Raw genomic sequence first — 26,390 nt, forward strand, 5'->3', positions numbered from 1 at the left:
GTTTTATTATGAGTGATATTTTAATAAAGAAGAAACTGTTCAACCCCGCAGGTGACACCGATGTGCGCAACTGGCGCATGATCGGTGGCAATACTACTAATCTTAATGATTTTAACAATATGAAATATTCATGGGCCTCTGACTGGTACAGACAGGCCATGAACAATTTCTGGATACCAGAAGAGATTAATTTAGCCCAGGATTTTAAAGATTATCCTCATCTTGATAAGGAAGAGAAAGAAGCTTATGACAAGATTCTGTCATTTTTAGTGTTTCTTGATTCCATTCAGACAGCCAATCTGCCGCGTATAGCAGAATATATCACTGTAAGTGAGGTCAACCTGTGTCTGTCAATTCAGACATTTCAGGAGTGTATTCACTCTCAAAGCTACAGCTATATGTTAGATTCAATCTGCAAGCCAGATGAGAGAAACAATATTCTGTATCAGTGGAAGGATGATGAACACCTTATGCGCCGTAATACCTTTATCGGCTCTTTGTATAATGAATTCCAGGAGCACCAGGATGCGCACACCTTCTTAAAGGTGCTCATGGCCAACTATATTCTTGAGGGCATCTATTTTTACTCAGGATTTTCATTCTTTTATAACTTATCAAGAAATGGAAAAATGCCTGGTTCTGCTCAGGAAATACGTTATATCAACCGCGATGAAAACACCCATCTGTGGCTGTTTAGAAATATAATCAAAGAGCTGCAGAAGGAAAACCCAGAACTCTTTACCAAAGAAACCATAGAAGAGCTCAAGCAGATGATGCTTGAGGGTATTTCACAGGAAATTGCCTGGGGACACTATGTTATTGGCGACAAGATCAAGGGACTTAACTGTGAAATGATTACCGACTATATCAACTATCTGGGCAATCTGCGCTGGATGGGTCTTGGCTTTGAGTCACTTGATCCAAAGTATGAAACAGAGCCAGAGTCAATGTCATGGGTAAGTCAGTACTCAAATGCCAATATGGTAAAGACCGACTTCTTTGAAGCACGCTCTACAGCCTATGCCAAGAGCACTGCTCTTATTGATGATCTCTAAATAAGGAATTTGATATGCCTTCAGTAAAAAGTATGACAGCTTTTGCTTCTGTACGTCAGAAAGCTCAGTTTGGAACTTTTGGACTGGATCTTAAGTCTGTAAATAACAGGTATCTTGAAATCTACTGCAAAATACCTGATAACATGCGCTTTCTGGAGGCAGAGCTCAGAGATAAAATCAGACAGCGCAATCTGCGTGGCAAATTTGAATTAATTGTTACCTTTCAGGAAAATGATGATTTAGCGCTATGCATTAATGACAAGGCTTTAGATGAAGTAATATCTGTCATCAACAACATTAGCGCCAAGGCACAAAACATAAGTACCTCAGCTGTCGATGTGCTTAATATGCCTGGTGTTATGCAAAAAAGTGAAGATATTATGTCAGATACAGGCTCTGCCATTCTCAGTGCCTTTGACCTTTTATTAAATGACTTTGATGAAAGCAAGAAGGCTGAAGGTTCCCGCCTTAGCTCTGTAATACTGCAAAAGGTAGAGGCCATAAGAGAACAGCTTGTTCCAATAAAAAGTGTTTTAGACTCCCTAGTTAAGATTCAAAGAGAAAAGCTTACTGAAAAAATAGCTCAGCTTAAGGTTGATCTTGATCCTGAAAGACTTGAAGGTGAAATTGCCCTTTTAGCCCAAAAATCTGATATTGCCGAGGAGTATGACCGTCTGCAGTCCCATCTTAGTGCCGTTGAAGATATTCTAAAGCGCGGCGGTGAGTGTGGCAAACGCCTTGATTTTATGATGCAGGAGTTAAACCGCGAGAGCAACACCATGGCCTCAAAGGCCAGCAGTCTTGATATTACCAAGACCGCTGTTGAGCTTAAGGTGCTCATTGAACAGATGCGCGAGCAGGTTCAGAACCTGGAATAACATCAGCCTACAATACTGTCAGCACGCGAAAGTGCAAGCAGATTTTTAAACATCTTTACAAACAGTCTTGGAACACCTGCTGCTCCAGACTGTGCCATAGCCTCCATCACCTCAAGAGCCAGTCCTGGTTTGGTTTTCTTCTTTATAGCCATATCAATGATTTTATCCTGACTTAAATTGCGCAGTGATTTCTTATCAAGACCTGCAGCACGACAGAACACATTATCATAACCATGAGCAAAAAGAAAATGCTCTATATCACGATGAGGAAGTACTGTCATATGCTTTTTGGCATGCTCCGTACCCACAGAGCCAATAACAGTCTGAGCATACTTGTGTCCAGCCTCATCACCATCTGTAAGCACATAAAAATTAATACCAAGCTGTCTTGCCAGCTTGATCAGAGGATGTAGGCCGCATTGAGCAAACTCAATAGGTCTGATACCTATGCAGTGCATGGAAATACCTAAAATAGAGGCAATCTGATTTAATATCCAGATCTCCGTCTCTCCTTCAACTAATACCCAGCAGCGGGCAAATAAGGTGGTAGGTCTGTTGATACGTATATGAAAGGCAATACGTCTTAGATCATCGGCACTAAAGCTCTTTTCTCTTACAGCATAGGATCTTGTATCATAGTGCAGTCGGCACAGTCGCCTTATATCGCCAAGCGATATTGCCGAGAGAAAATCACCTGAATTGGTGGTGATAATCTTCTGTATAGGAATAGAGGCCACCACAGACCAGAAAGATAGAAGTATAGATGGATGAAATCTGGCCTCAATATCTTCAAGGATAAGTATAGGTTTTGATTTTTTGTCTATATTTCTATTGCCCTTGGATAAAAACAGAGCCGAAGCCAGGTAAAAAGCCAGAATTTTCTCTTTGTTTATGGCTTTGGCATTTAAAGTCTCACGTATACTGCTCAAAGACTCAATGGAGACCGGGCTTGCCACCATATCGCGTATAGATTTGGGATTGTGTCTGCTCTTTTTATGGCCTACTCTTTGATTATAAGGAGCCAGATATTTCTTGGATATAAAATCAAGAGTCTCAAGACCGCGTCTTGCCTCTGATGCTGTATAGTCATTATTGGCTGCAAGTTCTGAAAACTCCTTGGAAACAGAGCCTATATACTCCTCAAAGGTCTGATGCTCATGCTTTGTAATACTACCCTCTTCACAGTCGTCATTATTGCTATCTATAAGCTGAGCTCTTGAGTCTCTGACACGCAGTACAGGATTCATATGGATAAGCCATTTAATGCTCTCCTCCTTATCAGGACCTTCTATGACATTTAAACTGTCATCAAGAAAATTATGCTCTGTTATAAATTCGTCATGATAGTTATAGCCAAGTATCTGCCAGTATATATAGCGAAGCCCATCCTCACCTACCATCCAGTAAGGCATAAGCCTCTGCAGTCTTGGGGAATTGGCCACAAGACCATACTGTGATTCTTTGAATATAAGTCTTATCTCAATCTCAGCTATATTTTCATTATAAATATCATTGTCATTAAAGACTTTACACTGCTCTAAATACTGCCTGTCATAACAGTCATGGCAACTGTCAGGACAGATAGCCTGTACAGTGTCACCATATGCTCCATCCTTTGTGTTTTTACTGCGATATAAAAACTTATCAAGTGCCGAATGCTCATCAGTTAAGGAGCCTGATTTGCCCATAAGCATATCTATAAGAGAACATCTTTTATCAATACCGTCATCGGATCTTTCTTCTTCTGCTGCATCAAGATTTATAGGTATATACATATCTTCAGCTTTAAGAGAGCACAGAATCTCACCCTGACCTAATGCCAGCCATAATGCTCGCAGCAAAGATGATTTACCCCAGGAGTTTTCACCGATTAACACGGTATTATCCTGCTCAAAATTAATCTCAAGATTGCGTATGCCTCTGAAATTTCGGATCAATACAGCTGATAGATACATTTGCCACCACCTAAATACCACAGAGGGACCAAAGCCACTGCTTTATATATTTTTCTTTAATAACAATGATGTTATTTAAAGTATAGTCTACTAAGGTTAACTTATGTGTCTAAATTTATATGATCTTTGTTACAGTTTATTGGTGAAAAATGATGGGATTTGAATGTAAAGGCAGGAATTTAAACTATGGCTGCACTCAGCTGCAGCCATAATGTAACTTAACTATTTGCGTCTCCAGGTTGTACCCTGAGGGCCATCCTCAAGCACAATACCCATGGCTGTCAATTCGTCTCTAGCTTTATCGGCACTGGCAAAATCTTTTTTAGCCCTTGATTCATTGCGCAGAGCTATAAGATCCTCAATCTTTTTAACCTCATCGGCATCCTCAGCGCTGGCACCGCTTTTAAGGAAGGTCTGCGGATCCTGATATAAAAAGCCTAAAATTGCACCCAGACCTAAAAGCTCTGAACACAGTCTGACCTTCTCCTCTCCTGTTGACTTGTTGGCAGCTTTGGCCAGTTCAAAGAGCACAGAGACAGCGCCAGGAGTATTGAAATCATCATCCATAAGCTCATTAAAACGCTTGACGTACTCAGAGTTCTCATCAATATGAGGCTTGGCATCAACATCACGCAATGCAGTATACAGGCGCTCAAGAGCCTGACGGGCATTGTTTAGATTCTCCTGTGTATAGTTAAGAGGAGAACGGTACTGAGCACTGAGCAGGAAGAAACGTATAGTTTCAGCATCATAATGCTCAAGCACATCACGTATGGTAAAGAAGTTGTTGAGTGACTTTGACATCTTCTCAGAGTCAATCATCACCATGCCTGAGTGCATCCAGTAATTTACATAATTGGTATCAAAGGCACAGCAGCTCTGCGCAATTTCATTTTCATGATGCGGGAAAATCAGATCTGAGCCACCACCATGTATATCAAAGGTATGGCCAAGATATTTGCTGTTCATGGCAGAACACTCAATATGCCAGCCAGGGCGACCCTCACCCCAAGGTGACGGCCAGGCAGGCTCGCCAGGCTTTGACATTTTCCAGAGCACAAAATCAAAAGGACTGCGCTTGGTGTTGTCAACCTGCACACGTGATCCTGCATTTAACTCATCAAGATTCTGACCTGACAGGCGACCATATTTTTTAAAGCTGTCTATGGCAAAAAGAACATCGCCGCTTGCTGATACATAGGCATGTCCCTTGTCTATAAGTCTCTTACATATATCTATTATCTCAGCAATATTATCTGTAGCCTTTGGCTCTTCATCAGGGCGCAGTATATTAAGTCTGTCAAAATCCTTATGCATTTCAACAATAAAGCTCTCGGCAAGCTCTCTTGCCTCCATGCCTCTTTCATTGGCTCTTTTTATAATCTTGTCATCAATATCTGTAATATTGCGTACATATTTAACCTCATAACCTCTATAGCGCAGATATCTGACAATCATGTCAAAGTTTACAAAGGTGCGGGCATGACCGATATGACACAGATCATAAACAGTAACACCACAGACATACATGCTTATATGTCCCTTGTTAAGCTCTTTAAATTCTTCCTTGCTTTTAGTTAAAGTATTGTAAATATGTAACATAAAATATCCTGCATAGACATACGATTAGAGCCTAAAAGTTTAGCATATTTTAAGAGCATCTGACATAAAACTGCCTCTCTTTTGCACGCACAGGCCTTATATAGAAGGTATTTTTCCAAAAAAGATTTGTGATATATAAAAGCTTAATCTAAAATGTAAATCTATATTAATCATGCGTAGCAGTGCGCATCATAATTTTCATACAGTCCTAGGCTATGCCTATTATTTTCAGGATCAAAGATGGTTACATTACACACAAATCTAGGTGATATTGTTATTGAACTTAATACCGACAAGGCACCAATTACTTGCGAGAACTTTGTAAAATATATCAAATCAGGTCACTACAACGGCACAATTTTCCACCGCGTCATCAAAGGCTTTATGATTCAGGGTGGCGGCATGACTCAGACCCTCGAGCAAAAAGAGACCTTAGATCCTATCGATAATGAAGCTGACAACGGTCTTAAAAACAAGACAGGAGCTATTGCCATGGCCCGTACTCAGGATCCACACTCAGCCACCTCACAGTTTTTTATCAACACTGTAGATAATGACTTCTTAAACTTCAAATCCAAAGACCTTCAGGGCTGGGGCTACTGTGTATTTGGCAAGGTAGTTGATGGCATGGACGTTGTTAAAAAGATTGAGGCTGTAAAAACCGGTAGCCGCGGCTTTTATCAGGACGTTCCAGAAGAGGCTGTAATTATCGAGTCTGTAGACTATCAGATCTAATCTATGGCTATATATATCATCTCAGATCTGCATCTGTCTGCTGCAAACTACGATTTGTGCGTGGCCTTTGATAATTTTATCAAGAGCTTGTCTGTCAATGACAGAGTAGTAATTGCAGGAGATCTTTTCGACTTCTTTGTCGGCATTGATGAGAATGATATAGCTCAAAACTCTGTAAGAGATACTCTAAAGGAGGCTTCGGCAAAAGGCACCAGATGCTACTTTATAAGGGGTAACCGTGATTTTCTCATGTCCCCTGAGGATGCCTCCTACTTCTCGATGCTGCTTTTAGACGATTTTGAAAATATCCCTACACCCAATGGCAATTTTCTAATCACACATGGCGATCTGCTCTGCTCAAATGACACAGGCTATCTGCGCTTTAGAAAGATCTGCAAAATGGGATGGCTGCAGTCACTCTTTAGAGCTCTGCCTTTAAAGCTGCGACTTACCATAGGCCGTAAAATCCGTAATAAAAGCTCTGCTGATAAAAGCATGCGTCTTTTAACTGACAGAATTTATGAAGTTACTGTGCCTACAGTTGATCAATATCTGACTGAGTATGGCGTATCAGGCATTGTACATGGCCATACCCATGTTTATGGACGTTTTGAAAATGAGAGCCCTGTGTGTGCCATGCGTTTTTCACTTGGAGCCTGGGGCTCTACATATTCCTATTTCAGAGCTGATAAAAACGGCATTGCCATAGTGCAGAAGAATATAGATCTGCTTTTGCCCGATGCCAAAAAGAAAAAAAAGCAGCATTCATAGAATGCCACCTTTTAGAGCCTAGTGGGCATCGCCCCAGTTATCTGCCACACCTATACCTACCTCAAGAGGAACTTTAAGGCTTACTGCCGACTCCATAATCTCACGTATTTTGACTATGGCCTCATCTACAAAGCTCTCTTTAATCTCAAAAACCAGTTCATCATGGACCTGCATGGTCATGACAATAAGGCTTTTATCAGTCAGTGACTCAATCCAGGCATTTATCTTTATCATGGCAAGTTTGATGATATCGGCGGCACTGCCCTGCATAGGTGCATTGATGGCGGCTCTTTCTGCAGCCTTTCTGGCTATGGCATTGTCAGAATTAAGAGCATCATAATAGATACGGCTGCCTGATATGGTTGATACATAACCATCTTTGCTGGCATTGCTGACTATATCTGCCATATAGGCTTTAACCTTTGGGTATCTGGCAAAGTAGCGCTCAATATACAGCTTGGCCTCTTTAAAATCCATACCGGTCTGAGCTGCCAGACCATGAGCCTGCATACCGTACATAAGACCAAAGTTTGTAGCCTTGGCTTCTGCTCTTTGTGCATCGCTGACCTCATCTGCACTTATGCCAAGCACCTCGGCAGCAGTGGCTCTGTGAATGTCGGCATGCTTTAAAAAGGCATTGATAAGACCATCATCACCTGACAGATGGGCAATAAGTCTAAGCTCAATCTGAGAGTAGTCTGCAGATACTATCTTGTAGCCTACAGGTGCACAGAAGGCTGTACGTATCAGTCTGCCCTCATGGGTTCTTGCAGGAATATTCTGTAAATTAGGATCTGATGATGACAGTCTGCCAGTTACAGTACCTGCAGGATTAAATGAGGTATGAATACGCCCGGTCTTTGCTGATATAAGCTGAGGCAGTTTTTCTGTATAGGTTGAGATTAGCTTGCTTACTGCTCTGTAGCGTAAAATCAGATTGGCTATATCATAATCTGGAGCTATGGAACTTAAAATATCCTCAGAGGTTGAATAGCTCAAAGATCCATCCTTGCCCTTTTTAGGTTTCTTTGGATATGGAATGCCCATCTTGACAAAAAGTACCTCTGATAGCTGCTTTGGTGAGCTTATATTAAACTCACATCCAGCACTTGCGTAGATCTGTTTCTGACAGTCTATCATTATGTCATTAAGCTCTAATGTCTGAGTATAAAGCTCGCCACCGCTTACAAGAGTACCTTTGTACTCCATATTAAAGAGCACAGGGATAAGAGGCATCTGCTCGGTAAAGAAATAATCTTTGACACTCTGACATTTATCTAAAAGCTCTGTAGCCTTTTTATAAAGCTCATATGTTATATAGGCATCCTCTGCAGCATAATCTACAGCCTTTTCAATAATCACACTGTCAAAGCCTATGGCCTTGGCTCCCTTGCCGCATACATCCTCATAGCTTATCGTTATGTAGTTTAAAAAGCTCTCGGCAAGAGCATCCATGGACAGACGCAGTGAGGAGCGTATAGCATGAAAGGCAAGCAGCGTATCAAAGTAGATATTGTGCAGCTCAAGGTCGGCATTTTTTAAAATAATCATGTCATATTTTATATTGTGACCTATTTTTTTAATGCTGCTGTCGGCAAAGACAGGACCTAGTATCTGCTTTACACTATCAAGTGCCATATTATGATAAAGGCCAAGTGACTGCTCATTGTGCTTTATAGGAATATAGAAGGCTTTCTTATCATCAGTGCACAAAGAGATACCTACAAGATCTGCCTCCATGGCATTTAAAGATGTAGTTTCAGTATCTACTACCATAAAACCTGCATCTTTAATGGCTGCAGCAATAAGCTCTAGCTGCTCATCACTTTGCACAAGCTCAAGCATAAGACCATTGTCTTTTTTATCCTGAAGCTTTTGCTTTGGCACAAGTGTAGGTCTGCTCTCATCAAATGTCACAAAACCAGTCTGTGATGCTCTCTTATTCTGAGCTGTGATATCAGCTGTATCAGTGCTCTCATCACCTTCTTTTAAAAGTGCATCATAAAGTCGCTTGAACTCAAGCTCCTTGTAGATAGCCAAAAGCTCCTCTTTGTGCATGACAGGAGGCTTTATATCATCAATATCTAAAGTCAGATCCACATCGGTTTTAATGCTGGCAAGCTTGTAGGAAAGCTCAACCTGGGCAAAATGCTCTTCATATTTTTTGGCAAAGGTTTTAGCGCCTCTAAAGGAGAGTGTGGCAATCTGATCTCTTTTAGCATAAATATCATAGATACCGCCTAGATTGTTTAAAAGTGCGCTGGTGGTAACATCACCTGCTCCTGGCATGCCTGGAATATTGTCAACCTTGTCGCCCTTGATGGCCAGATAGTCAACTATAAGATGCGGAGGTACACCAAACTTGTCAAAGACACTGTCACTGTCAATTATTTCATTGTTCATGCTGTCATAGATTTTGACGCGTTCTGATACAAACTGCGCCAGATCTTTATCACCTGTGGCAATAATCACATCAAGATCATGATCCAAGGCCTTGGTAACATAAGTACCTATGACATCATCAGCCTCAACGCCGCTTATGGAAATCAAAGGCAAGCCCATGGCTTTGACAATAGCATGAACATATTCAATCTGAACTCTAAGATCATCTGGCATAGATGGTCTGTTGGCCTTATATTCAGGGTAGATTTCATTTCTAAATGACTTGCCCCTGGCATCGAAAATAACTGCTATTTTGGCGTTTTTGAAATCTTTAATTAAATTGGCAAACATTCTGGCAATAATCAAAGAGGCTCCTGTAGGAATACCATTGCTGGTTGTAAAGCCGTTGCGGGCTGCAAAGAAGGCACGATATAAAAATGAAGAACCATCAACAAGTACCAGAAGTTTTGAGTCTGCCATATATAATCCCTGTTATGCGCAAAGTTAACATGCAATATTTTGTTTTCATAAAAAATGAGATTTTACTCGCATTTTATTGTAAAATTTTGCCTGCCTTAATTACTAATAAAGAGTTTTACAAAGATGAATAATATAACATTTCCACTAAGAAAATTATTTATTCTGCACGTGTTTATCATTGTGCTGTCTAATTACGCTGTACAGATTCCTTTTACAGTTTTTGGTCTGCATACCACATGGGGTGCTTTTACCTATCCATTTATCTTCATTACTACTGATTTAACCGTGCGTCTCTATGGCGCCACCATGGCCCGTAAGGTTATCTTTGTGGCAATGATCCCTGCGCTTATTCTCTCATATATTGTCGGTACAATTTTTGAATCTGGCAATTATCAGGGTCTTGGTGCACTTAGTGTCTTTTCAATTTTCGTTTTCAGAATTGCGCTGGCCTCCTTTGGTGCCTATGTATTAGGACAGATTGCAGATATTCTGGTCTTCTCCCGTTTAAGAAAATTAAGACAGTGGTGGATTGCTCCTAGTGCCTCATCTGTAGCCGGCAATCTGCTTGACACTTTTGCCTTTTTCTTTATTGCCTTCTATCAAACCACCGATGCCTTCATGGCTGCCCACTGGATTGAACTGGCCTGGTTTGACTATTTTGTAAAGATTTTGGCTTGTCTCATGATTTTTATTCCTATTTATGGTGTAATGCTCTCATTAATTGCCAGATATATTCTTAAAAAGCCACTGGCTGAGCTTACAGCCGTTTAACTTTCTATTCCTTTTTGCTATATGCTAAAAATATGCAAATGAGGGATAGCTCAAATTTAATGTGCTAATATGGGACCAATTAAGTTAATTTAAGGTGGTATAGACTATGAGCGAAAAAGTTTTACATTTAAATGATGATCAGTTTGAAGCTGAGGTTTTATTATCAACAACTCCTGTGCTGGTAGATTTCTGGGCACCATGGTGCGGTCCTTGCAAAATGATTGGTCCTATCCTTGAGGAAATTGCCAATGAGACTGATGCTATCAAGATTGTAAAAATCAATATCGATGAAAATTCAGCCTGGGCCTCAAAGCTTGGCGTAATGAGCATTCCTACTCTAATCATCTACAACAACGGTGAGCAGGTTGCAAAGCAGATCGGTGCTCTGTCAAAGGCTGAGTTAAGCAACTTCATCAACAACCACATCTAATAAATTCTTCTCTCAAAAAGCCTGCAGCTGCAGGCTTTTTTTTACTCTCTGCCTTGAGTCTGTGAATAATGAGCATTAATATGCTTTATGTTGTACAATCACTACAAAAATTTTTAATTTGAAGAAAATGTAATGAATAAGCAAAATATCCTTTTAATCTGTGGTGGTGACGGTTCTGAACATGATATTTCTGTCATTTCATCAAATTATATTCTTGAGGTGCTTGAGGCATCTGAAAAATATGCAGTTACCAGAGTAACACTGCACAACAATGCCTTTACCCTGGACAATGGCACTGAGGTTTTCTTTGTAGGCAGAAGCATTAAAAGTGCTGATTTGAGCTACAGCATGGATGTTGACTGTGTCATTCCATGTCTGCATGGCATACCTGGTGAGACAGGCGATATTCAGTCCTTTTTAGAGATTTTAAACATCCCTTATATAGGCTGTAAAAAAGAGGCCTCACTTAACTGCTTTAATAAAGTTACAACCAAGCTTTATCTTGATGCCTACGGCATTAAAAACTCACCTTATCTTATTGTGCCGCACAATAATGAAATATATCATCAAAAAGCTCTAGAGTTTTTTGATGACAATGGTCAGGATGTCTACGTCAAGGCAGCCTCTCAGGGTTCATCTATTGGCTGCTATCATGTAAAGAACAGAGATGATCTTATTGACTCCATAGTTGAGGCTTTTATGTTCTCAGAGTCTATTGTAATTGAGAAGACCATTGAGCACAGAGAGCTTGAGGTGGCCGCCTATGAGTACAATGGAGAGCTTAAGGTTACAGCCCCAGGTGAGGTCATTATTCCAGATAATGTCTTTTATACCTTTGATGAGAAGTACTCTAAAAACTCACATACTGTAACCACTCTGGAGCCTGAGCTTGACAGTAGGATTGTTGAGAAAATAAGAGCTATAGCAAAAGAAACCTTTGTAAAGATGAATCTGCGTCATCTGTCACGTATAGATTTCTTTTTAACTAAAGACAATGAAATTATTGTAAATGAGATTAATACCTTCCCGGGTATGACCTCAATTTCTCTTTTCCCAAAGCTTTTAATTCACAATGGCGATGATATTCTAACCTTCCTTGAATACATTATTCACAATGCCATGACATCTGACAGATAAGAAGATCTTATAGACAAAAGCCTGGTTTAATTTACAGATTTAAAATCCCTAGCCTTTGCCAGGGATTTTTTATTATTTGACAAAACAGATCCCATAAAATCCCATAAAGTGCGTCTATAGATAAGTATAGGCGCATTAATTTTTTCCGGCTCTATCTTTACCTAAAAATAATTACAACACTTTGATATTTATTTAATATTTTTTATTTACCTCTGGCAATTCTAATTTACTTATGCTATCATAGGTACGTATTGTTGTACATCTATGAGGTTAATATGGCTGAGCTTATCATTCCTACACTTCCATCTTTGCTTGTCAACAAAGGTAGCAAGTACGACGTTTACTATGTATACACCTATCAAAATGTATGGAACTCTGAGAAAAAGCGCTCTGAGCGTAAGAACTCTAAAAAAGTGGGTGTTATTCATGGCGGCACTAAAGATGGTCTTATTCAATGGGATGAGAGCTTTATTCAGCAGTATCCTGAGCTTGAGCACATTGATACATTCAGAGAAAATGGTAAATATATTTTTAAACCAAAAGCAGATGATGAGACCACGGCTCCTACCATTGAGCGCCCATCTAAAATCTATCATGCTGGCGCTACCTATGCCCTTGATAATATTGTTGCTCAGTCTCATCTTGGTAAAGCTCTTGCCAATGCCTTCCCTCAGCATAATGACTTTAAGAAAATACTCTCTGTTGCTTATTTCCTTATATTAAACAGAGATAATAATATCTCTTTGTATGAAGACTTTGCTGAGAGCACTAGACTGCCGTATCAGCGTGAACTGTCAAGCTCTGCAATTCATAGACTCTTTGCCAGAATTGAACCTCATGACGTTGAGCGTTTTATACAGTTCATGACAGACTACTTTATTAAACATAACTATAAAGATGATGAAAATATCTTTTTAGCCTTTGATTCAACCTCCATCTCAACCCACTCTCAAAACCTCTCTTTAGCAGAGTATGGTAAAAACAAAGATGGAGATGAAATGCCACAGATAAATGTACTAATGCTTACAGATCAGAAAACCGGCATTCCTTTATACTACAGGGCATACAATGGAGCTGTTCCTGACGTTGTTACCTTGCGCCGTACCATTGCTGATGCTACAAGACACAACTTTAATAAAAATCTTGTGTTTGTTATGGATAAAGCCTATCCTTCAGCAGCAAATCTCAATGACTGCATGTGCAACAATGTAAGCTTTGTGGCCAATATGAAAACCAATGTTGCCGGCAGTTTCACTCAGGATGAAATCAATGCAAATTATAACAACCTGATCTCAAGAGCAAGCTACAACCGTCAAATCAAGCAGAACATATTTACCGTTAAGATTAAATGGAAATATGATGCTTATCCTGTGCATGGTAAAAATAAAAGCTATAAAGATGAAAAAGAACTGTTTTTACATCTGTACTATGACCAGCAGATACACAATAAATCCTCTGAGGTAATTACGCAAAATGCTGCTCTGGTGTGCGAGATCCTCAATAATGGCGGTGAAATAAAGCACGAAGCTCTAAAATCGATAAAAGAGCGTTTTGTAGTCTTTGATGATAAGCGAAAGGCCTGGATCATATCTGACTTAAAGGTTGAAGAGCATATCAAATATAAAGGCATCAGAGCACTTCTTACAGACTGCGAGCAGGATGCTGTCAAATGCTATGAAGCCTATTATGACCGTAACGAGGTTGAATATGCCTTTAATACGCTTAAATATAGACTTCACTGCAACAGAGCTAAATGTCATACAAATGAAGGATTTTATGGACGTATATTCACGCAGTTTATAGCTACTTCTATTGCTATTATGTTTAGAAAGAGGATTAAGGAGTTTAAAAATAATATTAAAAGCGCAAATATTAGAAATAAGGTGCTTTACTGCAGTGATAACAAGATCCTCTCATCGCTCAACAATATAATGCTTTTAGTTACCAAAAGAGGTAATTTTTACGACGAAGTGGTAGGCAAGAAGGCAGACTTTTTCAGGGCATTAAATATTGAAATACCGTGCAGTACAAAGGATGGATATGATCTTATCTCTGGACTAACTGACGAGAACGAGAATGATATTGATGCCGAGGATCCAATCTTTGATGATATCTTTGCATAAAACTAAGGTAGGCTACTAGGCCTACCTTTTTCCAATAAGGCACCAATCTAGATCAGTAAATTGGCGCACTTTATGGGGTAAAATACAAATCCCCAGACTATGCCGGGGATCTTTTTGAGTTTTAAAGGCTTTTGTATCAGTTTCTTTGTTACTGAGCCTGACGCTTCATAGCCTCAAAGAACTGATCATTGGTCTTGGTCATGGAGAGCTTGTCAATTAAGAACTCCATAGCCTCAATCTCACCCATAGGGTGTACAAACTTACGTAATATCCACATTTTCTGCAGCTCATCAGGAGAGGTTAAAAGCTCCTCACGACGTGTACCTGAGCGGGTCACATCAATGGCAGGATAAACCCTCTTCTCTGCAATCTTGCGTGATAGATGCAGCTCCATATTACCTGTACCCTTGAACTCTTCGTAGATAACCTCATCCATCTTAGAGCCTGTATCTACAAGAGCAGTACCGATAATAGTCAGTGAACCGCCTTCCTCAACATTACGTGCAGCACCAAAGAGTCTCTTAGGTCTTTGCAGGGCGTTGGCATCAACACCACCGGTTAAAACCTTGCCAGAGGCTGGAACCACTGTATTGTAGGCACGGGCCAGACGGGTAATGGAGTCCATGAGAATAACTACATCATGCTTGTGCTCAACAAGACGCTTGGCTTTTTCAATGACCATTTCTGCAACCTGTACGTGACGTGTTGCCGGCTCATCAAAGGTAGAGGCTACAACCTCACCTTTAACCATACGCTGCATTTCTGTAACTTCTTCAGGACGCTCATCAATTAGAAGCACAATCAGGGTACATTCCGGATTGTTAGCTGAAATTGAGTGGGCGATATTCTGTAAAAGTACTGTTTTACCGGCCTTTGGAGGAGCTACGATCAAAGCTCTCTGGCCTTTGCCAATAGGTGCTGTCAAATCAATAACACGGGCAGTAATGTCTTCTTTTGAGCCATTACCTAACTCAAGGCGTAATCTCTGATCTGCAAATAAAGGGGTAAGGTTTTCAAAAAGGATTTTATTGCGGGCATTTTCTGGTTTTTCGTAGTTGACTGTATCAACTTTAAGCAGGGCAAAGTATCTCTCGCCTTCTTTTGGCGGTCTGATTTTGCCTGAGATAGAATCACCGGTGCGCAGATTAAATCGTCTTACCTGTGAAGGTGATACATAGATATCATCAGGACCTGCAAGATAGGAACTGTCTGAACTGCGTAAAAAACCAAAGCCGTCAGGCAGAATTTCTATGACACCCTCACCAAAGATGTCCTCACCAGATCTTGCACAGAATTTTAGGATTTGAAAGATAATTTCTTTCTTGTTAAGACGTGCGGTATTTTCAATTCCAGCCTGCTCACACATTGCAACAAGCTGAGCAACCGGTGCGTTCTTGAGTTCGTTAAGATTCATATTTTTCTTGTTTCTACAAAGAAGGGAAATATAGTAGTCCTTGTAAGTGACAGCTTTAACACAAGAAGTTAAAGCGCATATCATTATAAAGATATAACCCTAAACATAAGCTTGGCTCATGCCTATATAGCATACCTAAAGACAGAGGTTTCAGGGAATAAAAACAGGATAGAAAATCCCGTCACACTGCATAAGGTGCTCTTAAGCGTGCTGTGCGATTATAACACGCACAAAACAGCATATCAATAATAAAAACTCCTATCATATATGGCATCTGCAGGCCTGATGCCATTATCCGTCAAGCCTGTACATCTGATAGGGTTTGGCTGTACCTTTCTCTTTGTATGTGTCAACAACCTCATGCAAAAAGAGACTGGCCCCTGCAGGAGCCTGGGCCACATAGCCATCAACAAAGGCGCGTCTTGTTGTGGCATAACTTATATTAAGCCTGTCTTTGGCTCTGGTTATGGCAACATAGGCCAGGCGTCGCTCCTCATCTATATTGTCCTCTGCCACAGCATGTCTTGTAGGAATTATGTTTTTCTCAAAACCTATGATAAAGACAGTTTTAAATTCAAGCCCCTTGGAGGCATGCATGGTCATAAGGCATACCGAGCCACCATTAAGTCCTGCACTTTCACGCCCCTTTTCATCAAGATCGCCTGTGGCCACCAGTGATATATTAGAGATTAAGGCCAAAAGAGGCGATATAGGAGTACCATCTAAATTGATATACTCCTCTTTGTGCTCACTGTACTGAGTTTTCTCAAACTCCTCCACATAGATAGCAAATTCCTCAAGGTTCTTGTGCTTTTGATTGTCAGCGGCGCCCTTTTTATCCTTTTCATCCTTTTGTCTGTAGTAGTCAATAAGACCGCTTGATGTTAAAAGATTATCAACGCCAGTGCGCAGTGAGCTGTCAAGATCAACCTTAAGGCGCTCTATAAGATCTACAAAAGGCTCAATCTTTTTGGCAAGTGTCTTTAAATCCTTATATAGTCTGGCATCTTCTTTTACGCAGTTTACAATAACTTTGCAGGCCTCATACAAAGAACAGCCGCGCTCTTTGGCAATGGCTCTTAATTTGCCCACAACAACAGGACCTATTTTGCGTGACGGCACATTGATAATGCGGGTTAATGCATTGTCATCCATGGCATTTAAGGCAAGCTTTAAATAAGCTATGACATTTAAAATCTCTTCACGCTCAAAAAAGCGCAGGCCTCCATAGACTACAAAAGGAATACCGTTTGACATCAGAGCCTGCTCTAAAATACGCGACTGACTGTTGTTTCTGTAAAGCACAGTAATGTCAGATAAGGACATATTATCCTTGCTTACATATTTTGAGATAAGAGCAACTACAGTTCTGGCCTCCTCCCACTCATCCTGACACTTATAAATGCCAATTTTAGAGCCGTCACCTTTAAATCCAGATAAAACCTTACTTTCAAATCTGTATTCATTATTGGCAATAAGTACATTGGCCATCTCAAGGATCTGATTTGATGATCTGTAGTTTAAACTTAATTTTTTAACTGCCACATCCGGATAATTATCCACAAAGCGTCTTATATTATTTATATCGGCGCCTCTCCAGCTGTAGATGGACTGATCATCATCACCAACTAGAGTTACATGTGAACTTGGAGCACACAGCAGTCTTATAAGTTTGTACTGCAGGGCAGATGTATCCTGAAACTCATCTACAAGTATCTCTTTAAAGCGGCGATGCAGCAGCATCATGACATCAGCATTATCTTCAATAATTTCAACCGTTTTTAAAATGATTTCAGAAAAATCGACAATGCTCTGCTCTTTGCAGATCTGCTCATATCTTCTGTATATATCAATAAGATCCTGTGTCTGCTCATCAGAGTGCAAAAAGCCATACTTGCCTGTAAGCAACGCACTTTGCAGTCTGTCAGGGCGCATGGCGTCATCCTTCCAGGAACTTATCTGCCATGACACGTGGGCTGGTTTGAATACCTCATCATCAGTATAGCGCTCAGAGCTTTTTATTATTCCCTTTATAAGGCGCTCCTGCTCTTCACGGTTTATCACAGTAAAATTAGCTGAAATTCCTGCAAGATGGGCATAGTTGCGCAATATTTTAAGGCAGATACTGTGAAAGGTTCCAACCCACAGATTTTTAATATCGCTGTTGACTATAGCCTTGTGTACCCTTTCTTTTAACTCACCTGCAGCCTTGTTGGTAAATGTCAGAGCCATAATTTGCCTTGACTGTATCATCTCAACCTCAAGCAGATAGGCTATACGGCTTACAAGCACACGGGTTTTACCTGTACCTGCTCCTGCTAAGATAAGCATATTGCCCAAAGGTGCTGTAACACACTCAAGCTGTTCTTCATTCAGGCTCTCTACAAGCCCCTTTGGCACACTCACTATAATAGCTCCCTAAGCTCAAAAACATCTTTCAACACAACGTGAGGCAAAGCTCTGTAATAGTCAAAACCATGCGATTTACCAGCGTAGCCCTTATAGATACAGGCACTGTTAAAACCGGCCTGTACCGAGCCTAAAACATCGGTTACAGGATCATCGCCAACATGCAAAACCTCAGATGGCTTTAACTTATACCTTTGCAAAAACTCATCAAAAAGATCGCTGTAGGGCTTTTGCCGCCACTGACCATGCTTTGGTCTTAAATCAAACTCAAAAATCTCATCTAACTGCAGAATTCTGGTATCTACATTGCCATTTGATATGGCAACTAGCACATAGCGTTCCTTTAGCCTGCGCAGAAGCTCTATCACATCTATATCCACTTTGATATTTGAGCTGCGCATAAAGATAAAATGATTGACAAGTTCAAGGGCCTCATCAAATGAGGATAGAGGTACACCAAGCTTTAAAAAACCATGCTGCAGAGCTTTAGCCCTGCACAATGTCACATCACCCTCAAGAGATCTGTCAAGCTTTAAAACCTGAGCCTTGCTCTCAGCCCAGAACGACTGTGATGCTGTAAATGCAGGCAGATCATATTTTTGCTGAAGGTAGAGACAAAAATCCACCTCTGCCTTGTGTATAGCAGGAACATTGTCATAGACTGTATCATCTAGATCAAAGGATAGTGCCTTGAGCCTGGGAAGTCTTTTATAGAAAATCATGTTTCATCACCATCCTTTAGTGACCGTGGGTGTGCTTTGGAGTACACCTCTTTGAGCTTGGCAAAATTGACATGTGTATAAATCTGCGTGGCAGCTAGCGATGCATGTCCTAACATTTCCTGCACAGCTCTTAAGTCGGCCCCATGACCTAAAAGTTCTGTGGCAAATGAGTGGCGTAGCTTATGCGGACTGACCTTGCCGCTCATACCGCACAGAGCGGCCTTCTTGGCCAGGCTCTGCTCAATGGCTCTTGTGCTTATTCTAGAGCCAAACTTATTTAAAAAAAGAGCATTGTCCTTGGGCTCAAAAAGATATCTTATACTCATGTACTCATCTATAGCTTTTAGCGCAAATGAGCCAAGAGGAACTATACGCTCTTTATTGCCCTTGCCTCGAACCTTAACTTCCTCACGTACAGTGTCAATTGAGTTTATATCAAGACCTACAGCTTCAGATACACGCAGACCTGATGAAAATAAAAGCTCTATTACAGCCTTGTCTCTTATATCCTGTATGGTGCCACTGTTGCAGGCATTAATTAAAGCCTCAATCTCTGTGGTACTTAAAACTCGTGGCAGTGATCTTTTAGACTTAGGTGCCTTTATGGCATCTATAGGATTGTGTTCAAGACCCTGATGGCGGATTAAATATTTAAAAAGCGAGGATAGTACATATACATCATGGGCAATGGTATTGTTATTAAGCCTTTCTGCACGTTCATCAAAATTGAGTTCCTTGAGAATAATGCGCATTTCGCTTTCACTCAAAGCATCAAAACCCTGAGCCTCAAAGCTGTTGTCACTGGCAATTTTAATAACCTTGCCAAGTACGCGTGCATATGAAGCTACAGTATGACTGCTATAGCGCTTTTCATTTTCAATGTAGGATAAAAAACTATCAGCTTGCTCTTTAAAATCCATATATCAGATCTCTATTACACCCTCATATACTGTGGTTGCAGGACCTGTCATAAGTACAGGGCCACTCTTGCCATCCCAGTCAATCTTAAGATCGCCACCTTTAAGGCAGACTGTAACTGGTGATTTGACAATACCCTGGGCAATACCTACCACAGCAGCGGCACAGGCTCCAGAGCCGCAGGCAAAGGTCTCGCCGCAGCCACGCTCAAACACACGCAGAGCTATTTTGTGATCATCGAGCTTTTCACTAAAGCCCACATTGACGCGCTCTGGAAATAATCTGTGTGACTCAAGCTCGGGACCTAAGGTCTCAACAGGTGCCTTCTGCACATCATCAACCTGCATGACCATGTGTGGATTACCCATGGACACACAGCCAATTTCAATGGCACCTGCCCCTATGGTATCTATTGTATATGATTTGCTGCACTTATCTGCAATAAAAGGTAAAGTCTCAGGCTCAAAGGATGGCCTTCCCATATTGACTGTTACATTGTTGTCATCAGTGATTTTAAGATGCAGCACGCCTGATATGGTACTTACCTTGATATCCTTTTTATTGATAAGACCCTGCTCTCTTACAAAACGCGCAAAACAGCGGGCGCCGTTGCCGCACATCTGCACCTCAGAGCCGTCGGCATTAAAGATTCTGTAGTGAAAATCGATCTCTGGACTGTATGGAGGCTCTACTAAAAGCAGCTGATCAAAGCCTATACCAAAATGTCTGTCTGAGAGCTTTTTAATAAGCTCGGCACTAAAATAAATTTTCTGTCTGACGCCGTCCACCACCATAAAATCATTACCAAGACCGTGCATCTTGGTGAATTTAAGCATCATGTTTGACTCCTTAAAAAAATGCCACTAAGTGGCATTTTTAACTAAATCATTTTTTCATTCATCCACATCTGTTCAATGCTCTGTCTTTCTCTTATAACATGAGCCTTGTCGCCTGCTATCAAAACTTCTTTGATAAGAGGTCGTGAATTGTAGTTTGAGGACATGGAGGCACCATAGGCACCTGCGCCGCGTACTGTAAGCAGTTCACCCTCTTCTATGCACAGCTTTCTGTCATGACCCAGAAAATCATCACTTTCACAGACCGGTCCAACCACATCATAGGTTTTAACATCATCACGTCTCTTGTGCACTTCAATAATATTCATCCATGAATTATAAAGAGCAGGACGTATAAGATCGTTCATACCCGCATCAACAATGGCAAAATTCTTGTTCTCGGTAAATTTCTTGTATAAAACCTGAGTGACTAAAATACCGGCATTGGCCACCATTGCTCTGCCTGGCTCAACATAGATAGCCACATTGGTATGAGCAAGTTTTGCTGTTACTGCAGATATATACTCATAAGGTGACGGAGGAGTCTCATCTGAATAGGTCACACCAAGACCGCCGCCTATATCAATATGATCAATGCAGATGCCCTCTTCGGTCAATCTGTTGTACAGATCTAAAATGCGATCTGTTGCCTCTAAAATTGGAGCGCCTGATGTCATCTGTGAGCCTATGTGGCAGTCAATGCCACTGACCTTTAGATTCTTGTCAGAAGCAATTTTTTTATAAACCTCAAAGGCTCTGTCAAAGGCAATACCAAACTTGTTGTTCTTAAGGCCGGTTGAAATGCTAGGATGGGTCTTAGCATCCACATTAGGATTGACGCGCAGGGCCACCTTTGCAACCTTACCAAGTGAGCCTGCTACCTCTGATATAACATCAACTTCACTTTCTGACTCAATGTTCAGACATAAAATATCCTGCTCAAGAGCAAAGGCTATTTCAGATCTTGTCTTGCCAACCCCTGAGAAAATAACCTTTTTGGGATCGCCTCCTGCTGCAATGACACGACGCAGCTCTCCTTCTGACACCACATCAAAACCTGAACCCATCTTAGCCATAAGATTTAAAATAGCCAGATTGGAATTGGCCTTTACTGCATAGCATATAAGATGCTCATGTCCTGAAAGAGCATCAAAGAAGGCCTTCATATGACGTTCCAATGTAGCCTTTGAGTAGATATACAAAGGCGTGCCAAATTCTTCTGCAAGCTTTGCAACAGACATGTCCTCAGCATACAGTTCATTCTCTTTATAATTAAAAAAATCCATATTATCTACTCTGACTGTTGGGTTGACGCAGAATCCTGAGGTAAATACAGATCTGATTTAATACCGCAGGCGCTGACGCCAAAAACTAACAATAACAAGGCAGTATATTTCAATAATCGTGCCATACACTTTTCCTTTGCGTAAAATAAAATACTTTTATATATAAACTCAAATATTTTATTATCTAACAGTATAATGCACAAATTAAATGCATTTTTCTACAAATAACTTTAAGCAAAACCTTTATTATTATAATTTTGCACTATTATGCATCAATGTTAATGGTAAATGGGTGTATATGTTTTAGATCCTGACTTAGAACAAAGTACTGAGGCAGATTGAAATGCATATAATCAGTATCCTTGTGATCTTCAGTCTGCTTGATATAAAAACGGTTTATGGCATTTACCAGAACCGATCTTGAACCTACATAGTGCTTGTAGATTTCCACCTCATTGTGCTCATTAACTATGATAATGCGCCAGGCACGATTGATCTCTGGCACAAAGAAGTACTGCATGATACCCAGAGTTGAAAAGCGCTCTACAATAGGTGGCACCTGTAAAAAGAACTCAGGGCGCATGGCAAAGTCTGATGTTATATAAACATCAAGATCTTCACCTGAAAAGCCTGCATAGCGTGACACTCTTATGCCGCGCTCACCGCTGTTTTTGGCAAGATAGGTGTTAATACCCACATCAAAGGAATACCCCTCACCGTCATTGTCCTTATCCTGCAACATAAAGACTCGGCGAATCAGACTCTCAACATCAAAGCGTATTAAATCTCTGTGCTCTCCTGCATAACAGCAGACCCTGACAATATCTGTAATCTGTCCTGACTTTTTAAAGGCCGAAATTCTTGAGAGCAGAATTAAAGTGACAATAAGTTTGACCACACCCTCCTCACCAGATGGCAGAGGAATAGAGCGCAGTTCACCCCAGCTGTTGATAAGTATAAGATCTATAGAGCCTACAAGACAGTTTCTGTTACGTCCATAGCACAAAGAAGAGCCCATATTAAGATCAGGTGACGAGACCCTGGTGGCATAAGAGGTCTCATCCTGCTCAAAATTTAAAATAACAAGACAGGCTCTTATCTCCCTTGGTCTTTGCAGCTGCAGATCATTGGCTCTGTGTCTGCGGCTCATAAGATAGTGCTTTATATCATAGGCAAGGCTTTTTATCTTCTTTGGTGATACGTCACCTGCGTTTCCTGCAACATCAACCTGCGTGTTAGAGGTTAAAAGGCCATTGAAACATGACCAGGCAATACACGAGCTTATTTTTTCATGTATATAGGCCACATTGGTCTCAAGCATTGCTACAGAATTGGCCGGAGCTGGAAAGACATGCCAGCCTGGTTTGCACAGTGAGCCGCGCGATGGGCACAAAAAGGTTAAATTAGCCTCTTCAAGGGATTTGGTAAAATCAGAGGCCAGTACATTTATCTTGCCTTCATAGCGGTCGAAGGCCACAAAGAGCTTTCTTGACAGAATGCCGGCATCATCAGAGGTGATGGCGTACTCAATGCCCTGTCTTACGCTGAAACTTAAAAGTTCACGATAGCTTTTAATAAGAGATCTAAAGAGAATATCATAAAGCTTTTGTACAAAATATATCTTCCAGCTATCAGAGCTTTCTACAAGCTCGGTGCGCGCATAGCCCCACTGCCACTTGTCTCTGAATGATTTTAAAAGCTCCTTTTTAATGTGCAGCACACGACCTGAGCTGATACCGTTTAAACCCTCATAGATTTTAAGGTAAAAGCACATGCGCACAAGGAGCAATCGCTGCAGATCGTTTTTACGTATCAGATACTCTGCAACTTTGCGGTACATAAGATAATAAGGGTCAAGATCAAGTCCAAAACCACAACCTTTGTGCAGATTGTCCTTAAAGACGGTGCATAAAAGTCTGGTGCTTGGAAAGTCAGCAGAATAACTCTCCATCAGCAGAATCTTGACGGTGGCCTTGAAAGGCGAGTCAATACCCTTGTATAAAAGCCACAGAGCAGAGCCAAAGTATTCAGCAGGCTGCGTAATGGTTACAGGGCCAAAATCAAACCATTCATCTTTATTAAAGGCGCCTGAATCATAAGCCTTTTGCACAGATGCCGTATAATCTTCTCTTTCCTGATCTGAGGAAATCATATACCAAATAAGATATCTGCCTGCCAAATAAATGGCTGAGCGGTAGAATTCATCTAAAAGCAGCAGGTTCTGTGCCGAGCCGCAGTTGTCATTATCAAGGCAGTCATGAATGCCTCTTGTAAATCTGTCCTCAGGCGTTACAAATAAATTAACATCTACATCAAGAGCCTTAGCCAGGGTTGAGATGAATTTGCACTTTTGATTTAAAAGATATAAAGATTCCTCATCAAGACCTGATTTGACACAGACCCAAACATCAAGATCAGAGCGGGCACCCTGTCCTATAGATGAGGTTGAGCCCATGGCAAAGAGGCCATAGATACTGCACTTTTGTGTATTGTTCTTAAAAAAGTTCTCATCATGAGTCTGCTCAAGTACATATCTTTGCTGTGATGCGCTTGGTTTAAAACAGTCTATACCGCATGGCACAGATCCTGGTACATAGCAGGGAATTTTTGGGTGATTAAAGTGCAAAAGACATGGCAGTATGTCCATTATATGCAACGAGGCGCTGCTTAAAATACGAGAAGCTACAGTAATACGTTCTTTATTGACGCGCATATAATTTTCAAAGCGCTCTTTTAGAACTGTTACTGCCCCATCCTCCGCTTTATTCATAAGAAGGCCCTATCCTGCTTAAACCTACCACCATACAAAATGTAATAATATCATACCTTAGAGAGGTTTATTTCCTGTATTAAAATGTGGACTCTATTTAGTTTTAACATCATAACAGGCTATATTTTCTTAATTAAATTTGTGACATTGCACGCATTTGCTAAGATATTTCATAGTACATAAATTTGATAAGATTTTTTAAATGGTTAAAATGTTAAAATAAATTTTTAAATTTTTATCAAAAAGAATGTTGGGTGTGAGCTGATGGCCAATTCTAAGAATGCAAAGACACAAGATAAAGCAAAATCTGAGAATATCACTATAGATATTAAAGAGGATTTAAAGAATAAAGAAAATACTGCAGATAGCAATGTGGCAGCTAAAGTGGACGAGAAAACTCCATCTGTTCAAAAAGATCTTGAGCAGGAAGTTAAATCTCTTGAACAGGCAGCAGAGCAGGCTGTCAAACAGGAGGCCGAGCTCAGAGCTACCATTCAAGATAGCGCAAACAATACTCAAAAGGATGACACAGATACTGTCAAAGAGCCTGAAAAGATAACTCAGAGTGCAGATGCAGAACCTCAGGCTCAGCCTGCCGTTGTACAGAGCGTACCTGCAGCCGCACAGTATGAGGTACGTACTGTGGTTAAGGAGAAGAGCTATACAGGCGTCATCTTTGGCTCCTTAATGCTTATAACTGCAGCCTTTGGCTATCTGTCCTATGATTTTTTCAATAAGATTAACAGCATCAATATGCAGCTGACTGCCACTGATAGCCTGCGCTCTTCACTTGATGAGGCCAAGGTAACTCTGGTTAACAATATGAAGCAGATTGATGATTTAAAGACTCAGAATTTAAATCTCTCTGCCTTAAATGCCAATCTCAGCGCTCAGAACAAAGAGCTTGGCAGCAGAGTTGAGGCTTTAACTCTGACACAGCAGCAGAGCCTTGAGGCATCAAAACAAATTATTGCACGTCTTGATAAGTATGAAGACAGAGATCCATATGCCTGGCGTATAGCTGAGGCCTACTTTATGAGCAAGCAGGCTTTCAGCAAGGCCATGATCTCATCTGATGTCAAGAGTGCACTGTGGTTCCTGCGTGAGGCTGACAGTCTTCTTGCCAATATTCAGGACAAAGATATCATCAAACTTAGAAAAGAGATGTCAAAAGACATCATTGCCCTGTCCAATATCAAGGAAGTTGACAGAGCCGGTATGTCATTTACCCTTAATGCACTGTTTAACAATGTAAACAACCTTGTCATCAAAGGCTTTATGAGCACCAAGGGCGATGATAAGGCCCAGGAGGTTGCAAAGAGCGGTGATGTGGCTGACTGGAAAACCAATCTTCTGTCATCAGCCAAAGAGTTCTCCTCAAAGTTTATTGAGGTAAGACGCCGTTCAGGTGAAGAGCTAACTGAATTTCTAAGTCCGCAGCAGGATCAGTTCCTTCGTGAGAATATCAAGACACGCATCACCCTGGCTCTGTCTAACCTCTCCAATCTGGAGGATCAGTCCTTCAGGGAAAATCTGAACACTGCAAGAAATCTTGTAAATACCTACTTTGAGGCTGAAAGTCAGGTTACTGTATCTATGCTAGCCGAGCTCGATAAGCTTATTGCAATATCAATCAAACCTGATCTACCAGAGACACTGCAAAGCTATATTCTTTTTGACAAGATTTACAACAAAAGACAGGCAAACAGAGGCTAA

At 40.8% G+C, this 26,390-nt stretch carries 20 protein-coding genes; 9 read left to right on the forward strand and 11 right to left on the reverse strand.

The window, feature by feature from the left end:
- Nucleotides 1-8 precede the first annotated feature (8 nt).
- Both DRZ93_RS11710 and DRZ93_RS11715 read left to right on the forward strand, forming a co-directional pair.
- Nucleotides 9-1,055, forward strand: a complete 1,047-nt coding sequence (locus DRZ93_RS11710) for a ribonucleotide-diphosphate reductase subunit beta (protein WP_113743459.1) — start codon at nucleotides 9-11, stop codon at nucleotides 1,053-1,055.
- Between the two features lie 14 nt (nucleotides 1,056-1,069).
- Nucleotides 1,070-1,933 (forward strand): YicC/YloC family endoribonuclease, encoded by an 864-nt coding sequence (locus tag DRZ93_RS11715; RefSeq protein ID WP_113743458.1) that lies wholly within the window; start codon nucleotides 1,070-1,072, stop codon nucleotides 1,931-1,933.
- Nucleotides 1,934-1,935: 2 nt separating this feature from the next.
- Here DRZ93_RS11715 and DRZ93_RS11720 read toward each other — a convergent pair whose 3' ends face one another.
- Together DRZ93_RS11720 and cysS are read right to left on the reverse strand one after the other, a co-directional pair.
- The gene (locus DRZ93_RS11720) at nucleotides 1,936-3,888 is read right to left on the reverse strand and encodes a DUF2813 domain-containing protein (protein WP_113746656.1); all 1,953 of its coding nucleotides are present in this window, start codon (nucleotides 3,886-3,888) and stop codon (nucleotides 1,936-1,938) included.
- A gap of 222 nt (nucleotides 3,889-4,110) precedes the next feature.
- Complete coding sequence (cysS, locus tag DRZ93_RS11725) at nucleotides 4,111-5,490, reverse strand: cysteine--tRNA ligase (RefSeq protein WP_113746657.1); 1,380 nt, start codon at nucleotides 5,488-5,490, stop codon at nucleotides 4,111-4,113.
- 240 nt (nucleotides 5,491-5,730) lie between these two features.
- Between cysS and DRZ93_RS11730 the strand changes: the two genes are divergently transcribed.
- Nucleotides 5,731-6,225, forward strand: coding sequence for a peptidylprolyl isomerase (locus DRZ93_RS11730; RefSeq protein WP_113743455.1), 495 nt, complete (start codon nucleotides 5,731-5,733; stop codon nucleotides 6,223-6,225).
- A 3-nt stretch (nucleotides 6,226-6,228) separates the two neighbouring features.
- Nucleotides 6,229-6,996 carry a UDP-2,3-diacylglucosamine diphosphatase gene (locus DRZ93_RS11735; RefSeq protein WP_113746658.1) on the forward strand — a complete coding sequence of 256 codons (768 nt, stop codon included), beginning with the start codon at nucleotides 6,229-6,231 and terminating at the stop codon, nucleotides 6,994-6,996.
- An 18-nt stretch (nucleotides 6,997-7,014) separates the two neighbouring features.
- Here the strand turns inward: DRZ93_RS11735 and polA are convergent, their stop codons facing one another.
- Complete coding sequence (polA, locus tag DRZ93_RS11740) at nucleotides 7,015-9,858, reverse strand: DNA polymerase I (protein WP_113746659.1); 2,844 nt, start codon at nucleotides 9,856-9,858, stop codon at nucleotides 7,015-7,017.
- 123 nt (nucleotides 9,859-9,981) lie between these two features.
- Here polA and DRZ93_RS11745 point away from each other — a divergent pair, with 123 nt between their 5' ends.
- The 4 genes from DRZ93_RS11745 (at nucleotide 9,982) to DRZ93_RS11760 (ending at nucleotide 14,319) form a co-directional block, all read left to right on the forward strand.
- A complete protein-coding gene (locus tag DRZ93_RS11745) occupies nucleotides 9,982-10,629 on the forward strand; it encodes a 7-cyano-7-deazaguanine/7-aminomethyl-7-deazaguanine transporter (protein ID WP_113743452.1) in 648 nt (215 codons plus the stop codon).
- Nucleotides 10,630-10,735: 106 nt separating this feature from the next.
- Nucleotides 10,736-11,059: a thioredoxin gene (trxA, locus tag DRZ93_RS11750; protein ID WP_113743451.1), complete on the forward strand. Its 324-nt coding sequence runs from the start codon at nucleotides 10,736-10,738 to the stop codon at nucleotides 11,057-11,059.
- Nucleotides 11,060-11,191: 132 nt separating this feature from the next.
- Nucleotides 11,192-12,196, forward strand: a complete 1,005-nt coding sequence (locus tag DRZ93_RS11755) for a D-alanine--D-alanine ligase (protein WP_113743448.1) — start codon at nucleotides 11,192-11,194, stop codon at nucleotides 12,194-12,196.
- 275 nt (nucleotides 12,197-12,471) lie between these two features.
- Nucleotides 12,472-14,319: an IS1634 family transposase gene (locus DRZ93_RS11760; protein WP_146741120.1), complete on the forward strand. Its 1,848-nt coding sequence runs from the start codon at nucleotides 12,472-12,474 to the stop codon at nucleotides 14,317-14,319.
- A 148-nt stretch (nucleotides 14,320-14,467) separates the two neighbouring features.
- Here DRZ93_RS11760 and rho read toward each other — a convergent pair whose 3' ends face one another.
- From rho to DRZ93_RS11800, 8 genes are all read right to left on the reverse strand, one after another.
- Nucleotides 14,468-15,733, reverse strand: coding sequence for a transcription termination factor Rho (rho, locus tag DRZ93_RS11765; protein ID WP_113743447.1), 1,266 nt, complete (start codon nucleotides 15,731-15,733; stop codon nucleotides 14,468-14,470).
- Nucleotides 15,734-16,024: 291 nt separating this feature from the next.
- Nucleotides 16,025-18,139 (reverse strand): ATP-dependent helicase, encoded by a 2,115-nt coding sequence (locus DRZ93_RS11770; RefSeq protein ID WP_113743446.1) that lies wholly within the window; start codon nucleotides 18,137-18,139, stop codon nucleotides 16,025-16,027.
- Nucleotides 18,139-18,864 (reverse strand): HAD-IA family hydrolase, encoded by a 726-nt coding sequence (locus DRZ93_RS11775; protein ID WP_113743445.1) that lies wholly within the window; start codon nucleotides 18,862-18,864, stop codon nucleotides 18,139-18,141. The genes DRZ93_RS11770 and DRZ93_RS11775 overlap by 1 nt, the downstream gene beginning before the upstream one ends.
- The gene (locus DRZ93_RS11780) at nucleotides 18,861-19,784 is read right to left on the reverse strand and encodes a tyrosine recombinase XerC (protein WP_113743444.1); all 924 of its coding nucleotides are present in this window, start codon (nucleotides 19,782-19,784) and stop codon (nucleotides 18,861-18,863) included. The genes DRZ93_RS11775 and DRZ93_RS11780 overlap by 4 nt, the downstream gene beginning before the upstream one ends.
- Before the next feature lie 3 nt (nucleotides 19,785-19,787).
- Nucleotides 19,788-20,621 (reverse strand): diaminopimelate epimerase, encoded by an 834-nt coding sequence (gene dapF / locus DRZ93_RS11785; RefSeq protein WP_146741121.1) that lies wholly within the window; start codon nucleotides 20,619-20,621, stop codon nucleotides 19,788-19,790.
- A 41-nt stretch (nucleotides 20,622-20,662) separates the two neighbouring features.
- Entirely contained in the window at nucleotides 20,663-21,904 is a 1,242-nt protein-coding gene (gene lysA, locus DRZ93_RS11790; RefSeq protein WP_113746661.1) for a diaminopimelate decarboxylase, read from the reverse strand.
- Between the two features lie 5 nt (nucleotides 21,905-21,909).
- Nucleotides 21,910-22,029, reverse strand: coding sequence for an LPS translocon maturation chaperone LptM (gene lptM / locus DRZ93_RS14055; protein ID WP_113743442.1), 120 nt, complete (start codon nucleotides 22,027-22,029; stop codon nucleotides 21,910-21,912).
- 140 nt (nucleotides 22,030-22,169) lie between these two features.
- Nucleotides 22,170-24,674 carry a class I adenylate cyclase gene (locus DRZ93_RS11800; protein ID WP_113746662.1) on the reverse strand — a complete coding sequence of 835 codons (2,505 nt, stop codon included), beginning with the start codon at nucleotides 24,672-24,674 and terminating at the stop codon, nucleotides 22,170-22,172.
- Nucleotides 24,675-24,938: 264 nt separating this feature from the next.
- Between DRZ93_RS11800 and DRZ93_RS11805 the strand changes: the two genes are divergently transcribed.
- Nucleotides 24,939-26,390 (forward strand): uroporphyrinogen-III C-methyltransferase, encoded by a 1,452-nt coding sequence (locus DRZ93_RS11805; protein WP_113746663.1) that lies wholly within the window; start codon nucleotides 24,939-24,941, stop codon nucleotides 26,388-26,390.

The organism is Anaerobiospirillum thomasii (assembly GCF_900445255.1).
GTDB classification, from domain to species: Bacteria; Pseudomonadota; Gammaproteobacteria; order Enterobacterales; family Succinivibrionaceae; genus Anaerobiospirillum_A; species Anaerobiospirillum_A thomasii.

What these genes read in the sequence shown, in the direction of transcription:
- DRZ93_RS11710 (WP_113743459.1), top strand. Translation starts at nt 9, where the DNA reads ATGAGTGATATTTTAATAAAGAAGAAACTGTTCAACCCCGCAGGTGAC.
- DRZ93_RS11760 (WP_146741120.1), top strand. Translation starts at nt 12,472, where the DNA reads ATGGCTGAGCTTATCATTCCTACACTTCCATCTTTGCTTGTCAACAAA.
- DRZ93_RS11720 (WP_113746656.1), bottom strand. Translation starts at nt 3,888, where the DNA reads ATGTATCTATCAGCTGTATTGATCCGAAATTTCAGAGGCATACGCAAT.
- DRZ93_RS11715 (WP_113743458.1), top strand. Translation starts at nt 1,070, where the DNA reads ATGCCTTCAGTAAAAAGTATGACAGCTTTTGCTTCTGTACGTCAGAAA.
- DRZ93_RS11735 (WP_113746658.1), top strand. Translation starts at nt 6,229, where the DNA reads ATGGCTATATATATCATCTCAGATCTGCATCTGTCTGCTGCAAACTAC.
- DRZ93_RS11800 (WP_113746662.1), bottom strand. Translation starts at nt 24,674, where the DNA reads ATGAATAAAGCGGAGGATGGGGCAGTAACAGTTCTAAAAGAGCGCTTT.
- DRZ93_RS11745 (WP_113743452.1), top strand. Translation starts at nt 9,982, where the DNA reads ATGAATAATATAACATTTCCACTAAGAAAATTATTTATTCTGCACGTG.
- polA (WP_113746659.1), bottom strand. Translation starts at nt 9,858, where the DNA reads ATGGCAGACTCAAAACTTCTGGTACTTGTTGATGGTTCTTCATTTTTA.
- DRZ93_RS11780 (WP_113743444.1), bottom strand. Translation starts at nt 19,784, where the DNA reads ATGGATTTTAAAGAGCAAGCTGATAGTTTTTTATCCTACATTGAAAAT.
- dapF (WP_146741121.1), bottom strand. Translation starts at nt 20,621, where the DNA reads ATGATGCTTAAATTCACCAAGATGCACGGTCTTGGTAATGATTTTATG.
- DRZ93_RS11755 (WP_113743448.1), top strand. Translation starts at nt 11,192, where the DNA reads ATGAATAAGCAAAATATCCTTTTAATCTGTGGTGGTGACGGTTCTGAA.
- DRZ93_RS11775 (WP_113743445.1), bottom strand. Translation starts at nt 18,864, where the DNA reads ATGATTTTCTATAAAAGACTTCCCAGGCTCAAGGCACTATCCTTTGAT.
- lptM (WP_113743442.1), bottom strand. Translation starts at nt 22,029, where the DNA reads ATGGCACGATTATTGAAATATACTGCCTTGTTATTGTTAGTTTTTGGC.
- DRZ93_RS11805 (WP_113746663.1), top strand. Translation starts at nt 24,939, where the DNA reads ATGGCCAATTCTAAGAATGCAAAGACACAAGATAAAGCAAAATCTGAG.
- cysS (WP_113746657.1), bottom strand. Translation starts at nt 5,490, where the DNA reads ATGTTACATATTTACAATACTTTAACTAAAAGCAAGGAAGAATTTAAA.
- DRZ93_RS11730 (WP_113743455.1), top strand. Translation starts at nt 5,731, where the DNA reads ATGGTTACATTACACACAAATCTAGGTGATATTGTTATTGAACTTAAT.
- trxA (WP_113743451.1), top strand. Translation starts at nt 10,736, where the DNA reads ATGAGCGAAAAAGTTTTACATTTAAATGATGATCAGTTTGAAGCTGAG.
- rho (WP_113743447.1), bottom strand. Translation starts at nt 15,733, where the DNA reads ATGAATCTTAACGAACTCAAGAACGCACCGGTTGCTCAGCTTGTTGCA.
- lysA (WP_113746661.1), bottom strand. Translation starts at nt 21,904, where the DNA reads ATGGATTTTTTTAATTATAAAGAGAATGAACTGTATGCTGAGGACATG.